We start from the raw sequence: 12970 nt of genomic DNA, 5'->3' as shown, positions 1-12970 counted from the left end.
GCGGCGTCCGGCATCGTGAGGCGGATCGTATGGCCGACGCCCCATGGAGACGCCGCATGCCGACAGGAGGTTCCGCTCCCGACGAGCGCCAGATCGATCGACGCCGGCTCCTCGGCGGTATCGCCGGCGCGGCCGCCGCCGGCCTCGCGCCGAGCTTCGCCGACGCCCTGCCGGGCGCGCTCGACGCGGCGACGATGGGCGTCAAGCCCGGCGACGGCGACCAGACGCGCGCGCTCGCCCGCGCGCTCACCCGGGCCGTCCGCGAGGGACGGCCGCTCGCCCTGGGTCCCGGCGTCTACCGCGCGGCGCGGCTCAGCCTGCCGGACGGAGCCACCTTTATAGGCGCGCCCGAGGCCACCCGGCTCGAGCTGAGCGAGCCCGGGCCGCTGCTGGTCGCGCGCGGCGCCGCGCGGGTCGCGCTGCGCGGACTGGCGCTCGACGGCGGGAACATTCCCGGAGAGCCGCAGCTCGGCGTCGTCCAGTTCGAGGACGTCGCCGCCGCGCTTCTGGACGAGGTCGCGGTGGTCGACGCCGGCGGCTCCGGGATCGTCATGCTGCGCTCGGGCGGCGTCGTGCGGGCGAGCCGGGTCGAGAACGCCCGGCATGCGGCGCTGTTCGCCCTGGACGGGCGCGGGCTGACCGTGACCGACAACCTGATCCGAGGCTGCCGCAACAACGGGGTGGTGATCCGCCGCTCGGCCAAGGGCGAGGACGGCTCGATCGTGTCGCGGAACCGAATCGAGGGCACCGGCGCGCTCGACGGCGGTCTCGGCTGGAACGGAAACGCCGTGAACCTTTCCAAGGCGAGCGGCGTGATCGTGTCGGGCAACGCCATCCGGCGGTCCGCCTTCACCGCTGTGCGGGCGCACGAATCGGACGACGTGCAGATCGCCGACAACATGTGCCTCGATTGCGGGGAGACCGCGCTCTACGCCGAGTTCGGCTTCGCCGGCGCGGTCATCTCCGGCAACCTCGTGGACGGCGCCGCGAACGGCATCTCAGTGGCGAACTTCAACGAGGGCGGCCGCCTCGGCGCGATCGTCGGCAACGTCGTGCGCAACCTCTTTCGACGCAAGAAGCTCGACGGGCCCGGCGACAGCTACGGCCAGGGGATCGGCGTCGAAGCCGACGTCGCGGTCACCGGCAACGTGATCGAGGGCGCGCCGAGTTTCGGGATCCACGCCGGGTGGGGTCCCTACCTTCGGGACGTCAGCATCAGTGGTAATGTGGTGCGGAGTTGCGAGGTGGGAATCGGCGTTTCCGTCGTCGACGGCGTCGGCGCGGCGACGATCGTCGGCAACACGATCACCGGATCCCGGCGGGGCGCGGTTCTCGGATACCGCTGGACTGAGATCGCCACGCCGGAACTTGGCGTCGGCGGGTCTGGCGGCCTGCCCGCGCTGACGGTGGGGCAGAACACCGTCCGTTAATCTTTCGTTAACCTTCGAGCGCCCAGTCGGTGCTCAGCGGCGCCCGAATTCCGGGCGCCCGATCACGTAACCGTTTGAAGTTTTTAGAATTTGCACAAAACTCGCGTTGTTCGCCGCAATGCGGCATCGCCCAAGGTGAATCGTGGCGGCGGGTGGCGAGGATGCGACATTTCGGAGACACCGCCTGCAGATCGGTGTCGAGAGCCGCTGTTCCTCTAGCATTCGTCGAGGAAAAACTGTCCTCTGCTGGTGACGGCGTCGACTCACCGACGCTGTTCCGCTTTAAGTATCGACTTTCGGCGGGTTTCGATTTCGGGGCGTTTAGAAACCCAGTCGAAAGCGCAAACGAAAGAGCTCGGGTAGGGCGACGCGTGAGCAACGCGTCGATCGGAGGAAAAGATCGAAATGAAGAACGTGATCAAGATTGCGGCTGCCGGCGCTCTCGCGCTGAGCGCCTCCGCTACTGCGGCGTATGCGAACGCCACGGCCCAGCCGGGCGAGACCGCCGGCCTCGCGATGGGCGCCCCCCTCCCGGAAGGCGTGTACTTCGTGAACACGCTCGACTGGGGCGTCACCGACACCCGCGGCGGAGACACGCGCAGCGGCGTCAACATTCCGGTCATTGCCTGGTCGACCCCGTGGCATCCGCTCGGCGCGAACTTCCAGCTGCTCGGCGCGCTGCCGATGATCCACAACGACGGCCCCGGCGCCGCCTTTGACGACGCTGGCCTCTACAACCCCTTCCTGGCCGCCAAGGTCGCCTTCGACCTCGGCAACGGCTTCGGCGTCAGCTACCTCTCGGGCGTCTACTTCAACGCCGGCGATAAGAACATCCGCGTTCACGCCACCACCTGGCGTCAGGACTTCGCGATCAGCTACACGGCCGACGGCTGGAACCTGACCGCCAACCTGATCTGGGGCATCAAGGACAACGACGTCCGCGACGGCTTCAACCTGGACCTCACGGCCACCAAGACCTTCGGCAAGTGGGAAATCGGCGCGATCGGCTTCGGCTCGACCCAGTATGACGTCTCCCGTCGTGACCGGCGCCTGAACGGCGGCAAGGTCGAGGGCTTCGCCGTCGGTCCGCTCGTCGGCTACAACTTCGGTCCGGTGATCGCCCAGGCCGCGCTGACGACCAGCATCTACTCCAAGAACTCCGACGACGACACGCGCGGCTGGGTCCGTCTGATCGTGCCGCTGTGGACCCCCGAGACCCCGATGACCCCGCTCGTCACCAAGTACTGAGCAAAGTCTTCGGTCCTTTCGGACTGTTCGGGACGGGGAGCGCTTCGGCGCTCCCCGTTTTCGTTTGCGACGACGCACGTTCGTTTGCAGCCGTTTGAAACCGGCCGCGGAGCGCGGGCGTCGGAAAACGTTCCGTCAGCCGCCCGCCAGCTCGCCCGCCGCGCGGACCTCGCCGACCTCGGCGCCGGCCCAGTTCCTGAGCGAACGACGCTCGCGCGACGCCAGCCACGTTGCGGCGTCGCCCTCCGGCCTGAGAAAGCGCGCGAGCACCGCCGCCATCGCGGCTTCCGCCCCGCGGGTCGCGCCGTCGTCGATCTTGATGGCGACGCCCAGCCCGAGCCCCGGCAGCGCTCCGGCGTGCACGCCCTCGGCGCCCATCTTCACGAAGGCGCGTCCGTTCAGCACCTGCATCGCCTCGGTGTCGAAGCGGCCCGTGCCCGCGATCTCGAACGGCGCGGACCAGCCCGCCTGCTGCAGCCGCCGCGCCGCGCGGGCGCGCTCGGGTCCGAATCCCTCGCCCGAACCGAAGCGGGCGAAGGCGCGCGCGATCGACGCCAGCGGCGCCGCGTAGGTGGGGATGCCGCAGCCGTCGATCCCGAAGGCGGCGTCCGCCAGCGACAGCCCGAACGCGCCCTCGAGCGCCGCCGTCACCTCCCGCTGCACGGGGTGCTCCGCTTCGACGTAGCCCGCGGGGTCCGTCTCCATGGCGCAGGCGAGGCAGAGGAAGCCCGCGTGCTTGCCGGAGCAGTTGTTGTGAAGCGCGATCGGCCCTGCGCCGCTCGCGGCGAGCGCCCGCGCCGCGGCGTCGTTCGTCGGCCAGTGCGCGCCGCATTCCAGCGTCTCCACGCCGAGACCCAGGCGTGCGAGGGCGCCCGCGGCGGTCTCCACATGCTCCGGCTCGCCACCGTGGGAGGCGCAGGCGAGCGCCAGTTCGCGGTCGCTGAAGCCGAAGCGCTCCGCCCCACCGCTCTCCACCAGGGGCAGCGCCTGCAGCGCCTTGACCGCGGAGCGGCCGAAGACCGGCCGCTCGACGTCGCCCAGTGCCAGCAGCAGGCGGCCCGAAGCGTCGGAGACGGCGAGCGCGCCATAGTGACGGCTCTCCACGGCGACGCCCCGCGTCACCTCGGCGAGCAAAGCGGAAGCGGTCATGCGGGGCCTTTGGTTGAAAGATGGATCGCGGGGCAGGAACCGGGCCCGAGGGTGGCGTGTTCACACAGCACGTTCGGCGCCGCACGGCGAGAGACCGCTGAAATAGGCGCATCCACGAGGAGCCGATCATGGCTGCGAAGCAGACAAAGGCCAAGGCGGGGAGCAAGGCGTCCCGCCCGCCGGCTGACGAAAACCCCTCCATCAAGAACGCCGAGGTCTACGAGGCGCTGCGGGAGCAGGGGGCCAGCAAGGAGAAGGCGGCGCGCATCGCCAACGCCAAGGCGAAGTACGGCGACACGGGGCCGAAGTCGCCGTCGCACAAGGGCGGCAAGACGCCGGACTACGAGGAGTGGAGCCGCAACGAGCTCTACGGCAAGGCCAAGGAGATCGGGCTCTCGGGCCTCTCGAAGGCGTCCAAGGGCGATCTCATCCACGCGCTGCGGTCGCACTGATGGCCGACGACGAGGTCGCGCTCGAAACGCTCGCGAAGGAAGCCGGCCTCAAGCTGACGGCGGCGCGCGATCTCTCGATCGTCCGACGCCGCGCCGGGACGGGGTTCACCTATCTCGACGGCCGGGGCAAGCGCGTGGCGGACGAGGCGACGCTCGCCCGAATCCGTTCGCTCGCGATCCCGCCGGCCTATGAGGAGGTCCGCATCGCGGCGCAGGCGAACCGGCACCTCCAGGCCGTCGGCCGCGACGAGGCCGGCCGGACGCAGTACCGCTACCATCCCGATTGGGACGTGGTGCGCGAGACGCGCAAGGTGGAGCGGCTCGACAAGGTGATCGAGTCGCTGCCGAAGCTGCGCCGCGCGTTGGCCCGCGACATGGCGAGCCCGAAGCTCAGCAAGACCAAGGCGCTCGCGAGCGCGGTGGCGCTGATCGACGAAACCCACATTCGGGTGGGGTCGGAATCCTACGTCCGCTCCAACAAGGCGCATGGCGCCTCCACGCTGCTGAAGCGGCACGTGACGGTGACGGGCGAGACTGTGGAGCTCGCCTTCCGCGGCAAGGGCGGCAAGGACGTCGCCGCCCGCATCCGCTCAGGCCGGCTCGCCCGCGCGCTCGGCCGCGTCGGCTCGCTGCCGGGGCGGCGGCTGTTCCAGTACCGCGACGCCGACGGCAAGGTCCGGCGGATCACGTCCGTCGACGTCAACGCGTACCTGCGCGAGGTCACCGGCCTGCCGGTAACGGCGAAGGACCTGCGCATGCTGGGCGCCAGCGCCGCGGCGGCCGAGCAGCTGTTCGAGGTCGCGCCCGCGCAGAGCGAGACCGGCCGCCGGCGCCAGCTCGCCGCCGTCATGCGCGCCGTCTCCGACCGGCTCGCGAACACCCCCGCCGTGGTGCGCAAGTCCTACGTCCACGCCGTGGTGGTCGAGGCCTTCGCCTCCGGCGCGCTGAAGAAGGCCTATGAGGGCGCGCGGGCGAAGCCCGGCCTGCGCAAGGCGGAGACGGCGCTTGCGCGGCTCGTGCGGCGGATGAAGGCCGGCGGCTGAGGCGCGCCGCCCACCACTTCGGCTTGACCCGCGCGCCCCTTCGGTCGATGTGTCGCCATTCGAAGTCGAAGCCGACGAGCCTATGACGCACCTTCTTCGCAGCGCCTGCGCCTTCGCCATGATCGTCGCCTGCGGCGGCGCCTTGGCGCAGACAGCTCCCGTCCAGACCGCCCCCTGCGGCGGGGATTTCGCCGCCTGGCTCGACGGCGTCCGCACTGAAGCCCGCGCGCAGGGCGTCTCGGAGCGCGCGATCGCGGACGGCCTCGCGGGCGTCGTGATCGACCCCAAGGTTCTGGCGCTCGACCGCGGCCAGGCGGTGTTCCAGCAGACCTTCCTGCAGTTCGCCAGCCGCATGGTGGCGGGCCAGCGGCTGACGAAGGGGCCGCAGGTCATCAAGCAGAACGCGGCGCTGTTCGAACGGGTAAGGGCCGACTACGGCGTCCCGGCCTCGGTCATTACCGCTTTCTGGGGGCTGGAGACGGACTACGGCGCCAATCTCGGCAAGTTCGACACCCGCAACGCGCTGGCGACGCTGTCCCACGACTGCCGCCGGCCCGACTTCTTCCGCCCGCAACTGATCGCGGCGCTCAAGATCGTCGACCGCGGCGATCTCGCGCCTGCCGACATGCGCGGCGCCTGGGCGGGCGAGCTCGGCCACACCCAGATGATGCCCATCGACTACCTCCGCGACGCGGTCGACGGCGACGGCGACGGCAAGCGCGACCTGATGCGCAGCGTGCCCGACGCCATCATGTCGGCTGGCAAGTACCTCTCCGACATGGGCTGGAAGCGCGACGAGCCGTGGCTGCAGGAGGTCGTCGTCCCGGCGGAGATGCCGTGGGTCGAGGCCGACATCGACGTCAAGCACCCCGTGGGGCAGTGGGCGGGCTGGGGCGTGAAGCCGCGCAACGGGACGCTGCCGCCGGACGAGTCGAAGGCGGCGCTGCTGCTTCCCATGGGCCGCAACGGGCCAGCCTTCCTCGCCTACGACAATTTCGACGTCTACCGGAAGTGGAACCAGTCGTTCATCTACGCGACGACCGCGGCCTATCTCGCCACCCGCTTCGACGGCGCGCCAGAGGTCTCGATCGGCGCCGCGCCGGTGCGGCCGCTGACGACCGAGGAACTGCACGAGTTGCAGCGTCTGCTGGCGAAGGACGGGTTTCTCACGGGCGCGCCCGACGGCAAGCTCGGCGGCGACACCCGCAAGGCGACGCGGAAGGCGCAGGCCAAGCTCGGCCTTCCCCAAGACGGCTACCCCACGCTCGAGGTGCTCCAGGCGCTGGCGGCCTCGGGCGGCTGAGGGGCTGGCGCGTTAGTGACCGGTCACGCGCGTCCCGCCGCCTGACATAGAGCGCGCCGTCGTCCTCCGGCTTGACCGGAGGACCCACCGGCGACGTCTAGCACATCGTTGGACATGGATGGTCCGGTCAAGCCGGACCTTGACGGCGTGGAGGACGGCGTCGTTGAGGACGCTGTCGAGGTCCCTCCGAACGGCGCGTGCGCCGTCCGGGTTTGGCGTTTCCCTGAACCTCAGCCCAGCAGGATCACGACGCCGGCAAGCGCGGCGAGGCCGCCGGCCGCGCGGGCGACCAAGCCGCCGTTCGCGGCCGAGAGCTTCGCCGTGAGCAGGCCGAAGCCGACGCCCGCCGCATGGAGCGCCGCGGTCGCGAGCAGGAAGCCGGCGGCGTAGGCCGCTCCGCTCGCGGTCTCCGGCGCTTCGGCGCCGTGGGCGTAGCCGTGGAAGGTCGCGAACACGCCGACCAGCGCCATGGCGGCGGCGACGGGCGCCTTGACGCCGAGCGCGACGGCGGCGCCGAGCACCACGATCGACAGCGCGATGCCGGTCTCGACGAAGGGCAGCGCGACGCCCGCCATGCCGAGCCCGCCGCCAAGCGCCATCACGGCGACGAAGGTGGCCGGCACGGCCCACATTGCGCGGCCGCCGAGCTGGGCGGCGAACACGCCCACCATCACCATGGCGAGCAAGTGGTCGAGCCCGCCCACGGGGTGGCCGACGCCCGCCGCGAAGCCGAAGGCGTCGCCGTGGCCCGGGTGGGCGAGCGCGAGCGTGGGGGCGAGGACGGATGCGCCGGCGAGCGCGGCGCGGAGGAGGGAACGGCGCATGGGTCTGTCTCCGGAGGGGATCATGCCGAGGGCGTGTCGAAGCGGGAGGCCGCCGAGCGGTCGCTGAGCGCGCGCGCGGCGGCGAAGTCGAGGCGGACGACGGCGCGGCCGTCGTGGAACAGGAAGGCGAGCGCCCGGCGGCGCGAGGTCATCTTAGCCGGCAGCGGATCGTAGCGCACGCCCGCGCCGCCCAGAAGCGGAGCGACGGCGCCGACGTCGACGCGGTCCTCCACCTCGACGCGCAGCAGGTGGAAGCGCCGGCCCGTCTCGTCCTCGCCGACGAAGGGGATGCCGGCGACGCGCAGGAAGCTCGTCGGGTCGGAGGCCGCCGAGAAGGCCTCCACGAACGCCGCCTCGACGAGGTCGAGGTCGGTCGTCCGCGGGTCTTCCGGCTGCGGTGCATGGCCGTGCGGCAGGTGCGGCGTCTGCCACTGCACGTTCCGCCCGGGCCCGGCGTTGTGGCCGGGGCCGGCGTGCGCGTGGCTGTGGGAGTGGCCGCCCATGTGCTCGTGGGGGTGGTCATGTCCGTCGTGCATGGCGATCTCCTTCAGCAGCTCTCGATCAGGCTGCCGCCTTCACCTCTCCCCAGCGGGGAGCGGTCGCAAGGCGAAGCCGAGCGGGTGAGGGGGCTTGCAGGCTGTCCGGATGACGCGCGCCCCCTCACCCGGCCCTGCGGGCCGACCTCTCCCCACAGGGGAGAGGTGAGACGCGCGCGCGTCCCGAAGCCCGCCGGCGATGTCCGGTGCGCGCCCATCAGAAGCTCACCGGCTTGTCGATGATCGATTTGTGCTTGCCGAGCGTGCCGTGGGCCACCATCGAGCCGAGCGCCTCCACGATCACGCGGGTGCCGAACAGCGCCGTGATGTCGGAGGTGTCGTAGGGCGGGGAGACCTCGACGACCTCCAGCCCGCAGATGCCCGGCGCGCAGACGAGGCCGAGGATCTTGAGCGCCTCGCGCGGCAGGAAGCCGCCCGGCTCCGGCCAGCCGGTGCCCGGCACGAAGCCGCAGTCGATGCAGTCCACGTCGAAGGAGATGTAGACCGCGTCGGCGTCCTTCCAGGCGAGCTCAAGCGCGATCTCCGCGGTCTTCTCGAGGCCGAACTTCTCGATGTCGTCGATGGTCAGCACGTTGGTGTCGCGCTTGCGCGCCTCGCTGACGCCGTAGCGCGGCACCTGCCAGCCGCCGATGCCGAGCTGCACCAGGTTGGTGGGCTTCACGTTCGGCAGGTTGGTCGCCCAGAACCAGGGCGTGGTGTGCATGCGCTCGTCGAGGTCCTTCTCCTGGCAGTCGATGTGCCGGTCGAAGTGGATGATGCCGATGCGCTTGGAGGTGACGTCCGCGATCCCGCGCACGCAGGGGAAGCCGATCGAGTGGTCCCCGCCGATCATGATGGGCAGCGCGCCGGACGAGGCGATGTGGCTGACGCCCCGGGTGATCTGGTCGAAGCTCTTCTCGAGGTTCGCGGGAATCGTGAACACGTCGCCGGCGTCGCACAGCGTCATCTGCTCGCGCAGGTCGATGCCCATCTCGTAGTTGTAGGGCGTGTAGAGCGCCGAGATGCGGCGCACGCCCTGCGGCCCGAAGCGGGTGCCCGGGCGGTAGGTGGTGCCGCTGTCGAACGGGATGCCGATCACCGCGGCGTCGTAGTTGCCGACGTCGCGGACGTTCTCGACGTAGGGCGCCTTCATGAAGGTGTTGATGCCGGCGAAGTGCGGAAGCTCGCCGCGGGCGAAGGTCGGGATCGACTTGTCGGTGATGCTGTCCGCGCCGGGCAGGCCCATGTCGAGCGCCCACTGCTGCTCCTTGCGCCACATGGTCTCCGGCAGGCGGCTTTCGGCGTCGAGCGCCTTCCAGCCCTGCGTGTCCATCTTGGTGAAGTCGGGATGGTGGCGGCGCAGGCGTTCGCGCGAGGCGCTCAGCCCTGCGAGGCGGCGGCGGCGCATTGGCGTCGAGGTCATTCGGCTTCTCCTTGGGTAAGGCTGGCCGTCTTCCCGGGCGCCTGAGCGCGCGGGAACGTCATCAGCGGGTAAAACGCGACAGTCGGCGTCATCCCGGCCGCCGCGGAGCGGTGGGCCGGGAGCGTGTTCAGGATGAAGCGCGGGAATCCCTCCCCTGGGACAGGGGAGGGTGGCCCCGCGACAGCGGGGTCGGGTGGGGTGGGCGCGGCGTTGCGCTCGACGCCGAAGGCCCCACCCGACCCTTGGCTTCGCCAAGGGCCACCCTCCCCACGCTTCGCGTGAGGAGGGATCCCCGCGCCCGCTGCGGCGAAGTCATCGGAGAGCGACCTGTCGCCCCGCATCACTCCGCAGCCCTCTTCTCGAACCCCAGCACCGGCACCGCGACGTCGCGGGTGAGGTCGAGGTCGTAGGTGATCCGGGCGCCGAAGCGGCCGGGGGCCTGCGGATCATGGCGGGTCTTGTCGAAGGCGATCACCCGCGTGCCGAGGGTGAACGCCTCCTTCAGGTCGTGGGTGACCATGATCACGGTCATGCCGAGCCGCGCCCACAGCGGCTTCAGCAGCGCGTGCATCTGGGCGCGGGTGCCTGGGTCGAGCGCGCCGAAGGGCTCGTCGAGCAGCAGCACCTTCGGGTCCTTCGCGAGCGCCTGGGCGATGGCGAGGCGCTGCTGCATGCCGCCGGACAGGGCGCTCGGATATTTGTCGCGATGGGCCCCGAGGCCGACGGCGACGATCAGCTCCTCGGCCTTTTCGATCGCGGCCCGGCGCTTGGCGCCGAACAGCTTCCCGAGCAGCGGGGACTGCGCGAACTCGTAGCCCGACAGCACGTTGCCGAGCACGGTGAGGTGCGGGAACACCGAGTAGCGCTGGAACACCACGCCGCGGTCGGCGCCCGGCTCGTCCGGCAGCGGCTTGCCATCGAGCGTCATGCTCCCGCGCGTCGGACGGTCCTGGCCCAGCACCATGCGCAGGAAGGTGCTCTTGCCGCAGCCGGAGGGGCCGACCACGGAGACGAAGGAGCCCGAGGCGATGTCGAGGTTGAGGTTCTCGATGACGATCTGGTCGCCGAACTCGACCCAGACGTCGCGGACGGAGATCGCGCTCATCGGCGTTCTCCCGCGTAGGCCCAGGGGAAGGCCGAGCGCGACAGCTTGGCGAGCGCCCAGTCCATGATGAAAGCGAGCAGCGTGATCCAGGCGACGTAGGGCAGGATCACGTCCATCGCGAGATAGCGGCGGACGAGGAAGATGCGGTAACCGAGCCCGCTGTCGGCCGCGATCGCCTCGGCCGCGATCAGGAACAGGAACGCCGGCCCGATCTGCAGCCGCACCACCTCGATCAGCCGCGGCAGCGCCTGCGGCAGGACGACCCGCACCACGGTCTGCCAGGTGGAGGCGCCCAGCGTCTGCGCTTTCACAAGCTGCTCGACCGGGATCGCCTGCACGGTCATCGCGATGTCGCGCACGATCTGGGGCGTGATGCCGATCACGATCAGCACCACCTTCGACACCTCGCCCAGCCCGAACACGATGAACAGGATCGGCAGGATCGCCATCGGCGGGATCATCGACAGCACGCCGACCAGCGGGCCGCCGCCGGCGTTGGCGACCGGCAGGATCCCGATCGCGACGCCGAGCGAGAGGCCGATCAGCGTGGCGAGGCCGAGCCCCAGCGCGAGCCGCTGCAGGCTGGCGGCGGTGTCGGCGACCAGTGTGATCTCGCCGGTGCGCTTGTCCGGCTCGGTCGCCATGCGCGTCGCGGTGGTCGCCATCTCGGAGAAGGGCGGCAGCAGCTTGTCGTTGGGGTTGACCGCCCGACGCTCCGCCGAGCCCAGCACGTAGACGAGCGCCAGCAGCACGAAGGGGATGATCGCGAGCAGCAGGCGGCCGCCCGGGCTCGGACGGATGTTCATGGCGCGACGCATGGGGGCTCCCCTTGGGATCAGGCCGTCATCCCGGACGGCCGACGGCCGATCCGGGATCGTTCGACGGAGACGGCGCGAAGACGCTGCGCCGTCACAGCTTCCCGTCGGCGGCCATCTTCATGAAGCTCGGGTCGAACCGCAGCTTCACGTTGCCCGCGTCGCCGAGCGTCTTGCCGCCGGCGAAGCCGATGCCGACCGCGTCCTTCGACTTCGCGCCCTCGCCGAGGAGGCCGTGGTCGAAGGAGAAGGTGCGCACCAGATCCATCGTCTTCACGATCTCCGGGCTCTCGGCGAAGGCCACCGCTTCGGCCGGCGTCGCGAACAGCTTTGTCGCGGCGAGCTGGGCCTCGAAGCCGGCGAGGTCGGTGCCGGACTGCTTCCCCATGGCCTCGCGCGCGGCCTTGCCCTTCTCGCCGGGGTCGACGACCAGGGCGAGCGTCTCGTACCAGATGCCGACCAGCGCCTTGCCGAAGTCCGGGTTGTCCTTGAGCGTCTCGGTGTTGACGCTCAGAAGGTCGATGATCTCTCCGGGGATCTTGGAGGAGTCGAAGATCGCGGTCGCGCCGGGCTCGGCCTTCACTTCGGCGAGCAGCGGGTTCCAGGTGGTGACGGTCTCGACGTCCGGCGCCTTGAACGCGGCGACCATGTCGGCGTCGGAGGTGTTGACGACCTTGACGTCCTTTTCGGCCAGACCCGCCCCGTCCAGCGCGCGGGCCAGCAGGTAATGGGAGACCGAGAGCTCGACGAGGTTGACGCTCTTGCCCTTGAGTTCGGCGACCAACTTCGCCGTCTTCGAGACGACGCCGTCGTTGCCGTTGGAGAAGTCGCCGACGATGAGGGCTGTGGTGTCGACGCCGCCGGCGGCGGGGATCGTCAGCGCGTCCATGTTGGTCAGCGTCACGCCGTCGAACTTGCCGGCGGTGAACTGGTTGATCGACTCCACGTAGTCGTTGATCTGCGTGACCTTGATGTCGAGGCCGTACTTGTCGGCCCACTTCTTCACGATGCCGCTGTCGGCCGCGTAGGGCCACGGCATCCAGCCGACGTAGATCGTCCAGGCGACCTCGAAGGATTTTTTCGGCGCGGCTTCGGCGGCGGGCGCGAAGATGGTCGCGGAGAGGGCGAGAGCGGCGATGAGCCTGCGTAGCATGCGGAACGCTCCTCGGTCGGCCATGTGGGCCGTGGTGTCCTCGGAGTCCGCCGCGCACGAATCATGGAGGTCGGTTCGCGGCGACGAACCCGTGCAGTGACCTCCCGGGATTTTGCCCCGCCGTGTCTCCCCGCATGCTGGCGGAGAGTGCGTCTCTCGGACCAGCGCCGCCCTGATCGGACGGCCGGAACCCTAGACGCACTGCACCCCGAGCTTGCAGCAAGGCGCGTGCCATGGGCAAGCCCAAAGGCGTCCGCGCCGTCGGTCGGGACCCGCAAACGCAACGGCCCCGCGGGGGAAGATGTTCGAGCGTCGATCCGGACCGGCCGGGGCTACAGGTCCCGGCCGGGGGGCGGCACGCGGACGGACGGCCCAACTTGCGGCAGACGCCTAAATTGTAGGCGGCGCTCGCCTGTGATCCGCGCCCTCGGCGCCGTGGACAGGCCGGCCGCCGCTCCGCCATAGTCGCGCCCTCCCGCATCCCGTTCC

12 protein-coding genes and 1 riboswitch are annotated in these 12970 nt (G+C 70.5%); of the genes, 5 read left to right on the top strand and 7 right to left on the bottom strand.

Annotation, left to right across the window (positions count from 1 at the left end; genetic code table 11):
- The first annotated feature begins 56 nt into the window (after window positions 1–56).
- The gene (locus JOD31_RS12350) at window positions 57–1430 is read left to right on the top strand and encodes a TIGR03808 family TAT-translocated repetitive protein (protein ID WP_204950657.1); all 1374 of its coding nucleotides are present in this window, start codon (window positions 57–59) and stop codon (window positions 1428–1430) included.
- Window positions 1431–1835: 405 nt separating this feature from the next.
- Window positions 1836–2678 (top strand): transporter family protein, encoded by an 843-nt coding sequence (locus tag JOD31_RS12345; protein ID WP_204950656.1) that lies wholly within the window; start codon window positions 1836–1838, stop codon window positions 2676–2678.
- A 135-nt stretch (window positions 2679–2813) separates the two neighbouring features.
- Here the strand turns inward: JOD31_RS12345 and JOD31_RS12340 are convergent, their stop codons facing one another.
- On the bottom strand, window positions 2814–3827 hold the full coding sequence (locus JOD31_RS12340; RefSeq protein WP_204950655.1) for an asparaginase: 1014 nt from the start codon (window positions 3825–3827) through the stop codon (window positions 2814–2816).
- Between the two features lie 128 nt (window positions 3828–3955).
- Here JOD31_RS12340 and JOD31_RS12335 point away from each other — a divergent pair, with 128 nt between their 5' ends.
- From JOD31_RS12335 to JOD31_RS12325, 3 genes are all read left to right on the top strand, one after another.
- On the top strand, window positions 3956–4279 hold the full coding sequence (locus JOD31_RS12335; RefSeq protein ID WP_204950654.1) for a DUF7218 family protein: 324 nt from the start codon (window positions 3956–3958) through the stop codon (window positions 4277–4279).
- Entirely contained in the window at window positions 4279–5322 is a 1044-nt protein-coding gene (locus tag JOD31_RS12330; RefSeq protein ID WP_204950653.1) for a DNA topoisomerase IB, read from the top strand. Before JOD31_RS12335 ends, JOD31_RS12330 begins: the two co-directional genes overlap by 1 nt.
- Before the next feature lie 82 nt (window positions 5323–5404).
- Window positions 5405–6625, top strand: coding sequence for a lytic murein transglycosylase (locus tag JOD31_RS12325; RefSeq protein WP_210341488.1), 1221 nt, complete (start codon window positions 5405–5407; stop codon window positions 6623–6625).
- A gap of 230 nt (window positions 6626–6855) precedes the next feature.
- Here JOD31_RS12325 and JOD31_RS12320 read toward each other — a convergent pair whose 3' ends face one another.
- The 6 genes from JOD31_RS12320 to JOD31_RS12295 form a co-directional block, all read right to left on the bottom strand.
- Window positions 6856–7449 carry a HupE/UreJ family protein gene (locus JOD31_RS12320; protein ID WP_204950651.1) on the bottom strand — a complete coding sequence of 198 codons (594 nt, stop codon included), beginning with the start codon at window positions 7447–7449 and terminating at the stop codon, window positions 6856–6858.
- Window positions 7450–7469: 20 nt separating this feature from the next.
- The gene (locus tag JOD31_RS12315; RefSeq protein ID WP_204950650.1) at window positions 7470–7985 is read right to left on the bottom strand and encodes a hypothetical protein; all 516 of its coding nucleotides are present in this window, start codon (window positions 7983–7985) and stop codon (window positions 7470–7472) included.
- Window positions 7986–8202: 217 nt separating this feature from the next.
- Window positions 8203–9408, bottom strand: coding sequence for an agmatinase family protein (locus JOD31_RS12310; RefSeq protein ID WP_204950649.1), 1206 nt, complete (start codon window positions 9406–9408; stop codon window positions 8203–8205).
- Window positions 9409–9748: 340 nt separating this feature from the next.
- On the bottom strand, window positions 9749–10513 hold the full coding sequence (locus tag JOD31_RS12305; protein WP_204950648.1) for an ABC transporter ATP-binding protein: 765 nt from the start codon (window positions 10511–10513) through the stop codon (window positions 9749–9751).
- The gene (locus tag JOD31_RS12300) at window positions 10510–11331 is read right to left on the bottom strand and encodes an ABC transporter permease (protein ID WP_204950647.1); all 822 of its coding nucleotides are present in this window, start codon (window positions 11329–11331) and stop codon (window positions 10510–10512) included. Before JOD31_RS12300 ends, JOD31_RS12305 begins: the two co-directional genes overlap by 4 nt.
- Before the next feature lie 91 nt (window positions 11332–11422).
- Window positions 11423–12481 (bottom strand): putative urea ABC transporter substrate-binding protein, encoded by a 1059-nt coding sequence (locus JOD31_RS12295; RefSeq protein ID WP_204950646.1) that lies wholly within the window; start codon window positions 12479–12481, stop codon window positions 11423–11425.
- Window positions 12482–12580: 99 nt separating this feature from the next.
- A riboswitch (guanidine-I (ykkC/yxkD leader) is annotated at window positions 12581–12688 on the bottom strand.
- Window positions 12689–12970 lie beyond the last annotated feature (282 nt).

This window comes from Methylopila capsulata (assembly GCF_016907975.1).
GTDB classification, from domain to species: Bacteria; Pseudomonadota; Alphaproteobacteria; order Rhizobiales; family Methylopilaceae; genus Methylopila; species Methylopila capsulata.
This window is presented reverse-complemented; position numbering and strand designations above follow the sequence as displayed.

Coding starts and splice junctions, on each gene's coding strand:
- JOD31_RS12320 (WP_204950651.1), bottom strand. CDS start 7,449: ATGCGCCGTTCCCTCCTCCGCGCCGCGCTCGCCGGCGCATCCGTCCTC.
- JOD31_RS12335 (WP_204950654.1), top strand. CDS start 3,956: ATGGCTGCGAAGCAGACAAAGGCCAAGGCGGGGAGCAAGGCGTCCCGC.
- JOD31_RS12345 (WP_204950656.1), top strand. CDS start 1,836: ATGAAGAACGTGATCAAGATTGCGGCTGCCGGCGCTCTCGCGCTGAGC.
- JOD31_RS12330 (WP_204950653.1), top strand. CDS start 4,279: ATGGCCGACGACGAGGTCGCGCTCGAAACGCTCGCGAAGGAAGCCGGC.
- JOD31_RS12325 (WP_210341488.1), top strand. CDS start 5,405: ATGACGCACCTTCTTCGCAGCGCCTGCGCCTTCGCCATGATCGTCGCC.
- JOD31_RS12305 (WP_204950648.1), bottom strand. CDS start 10,513: ATGAGCGCGATCTCCGTCCGCGACGTCTGGGTCGAGTTCGGCGACCAG.
- JOD31_RS12300 (WP_204950647.1), bottom strand. CDS start 11,331: ATGCGTCGCGCCATGAACATCCGTCCGAGCCCGGGCGGCCGCCTGCTG.
- JOD31_RS12340 (WP_204950655.1), bottom strand. CDS start 3,827: ATGACCGCTTCCGCTTTGCTCGCCGAGGTGACGCGGGGCGTCGCCGTG.
- JOD31_RS12310 (WP_204950649.1), bottom strand. CDS start 9,408: ATGACCTCGACGCCAATGCGCCGCCGCCGCCTCGCAGGGCTGAGCGCC.
- JOD31_RS12295 (WP_204950646.1), bottom strand. CDS start 12,481: ATGCTACGCAGGCTCATCGCCGCTCTCGCCCTCTCCGCGACCATCTTC.
- JOD31_RS12350 (WP_204950657.1), top strand. CDS start 57: ATGCCGACAGGAGGTTCCGCTCCCGACGAGCGCCAGATCGATCGACGC.
- JOD31_RS12315 (WP_204950650.1), bottom strand. CDS start 7,985: ATGCACGACGGACATGACCACCCCCACGAGCACATGGGCGGCCACTCC.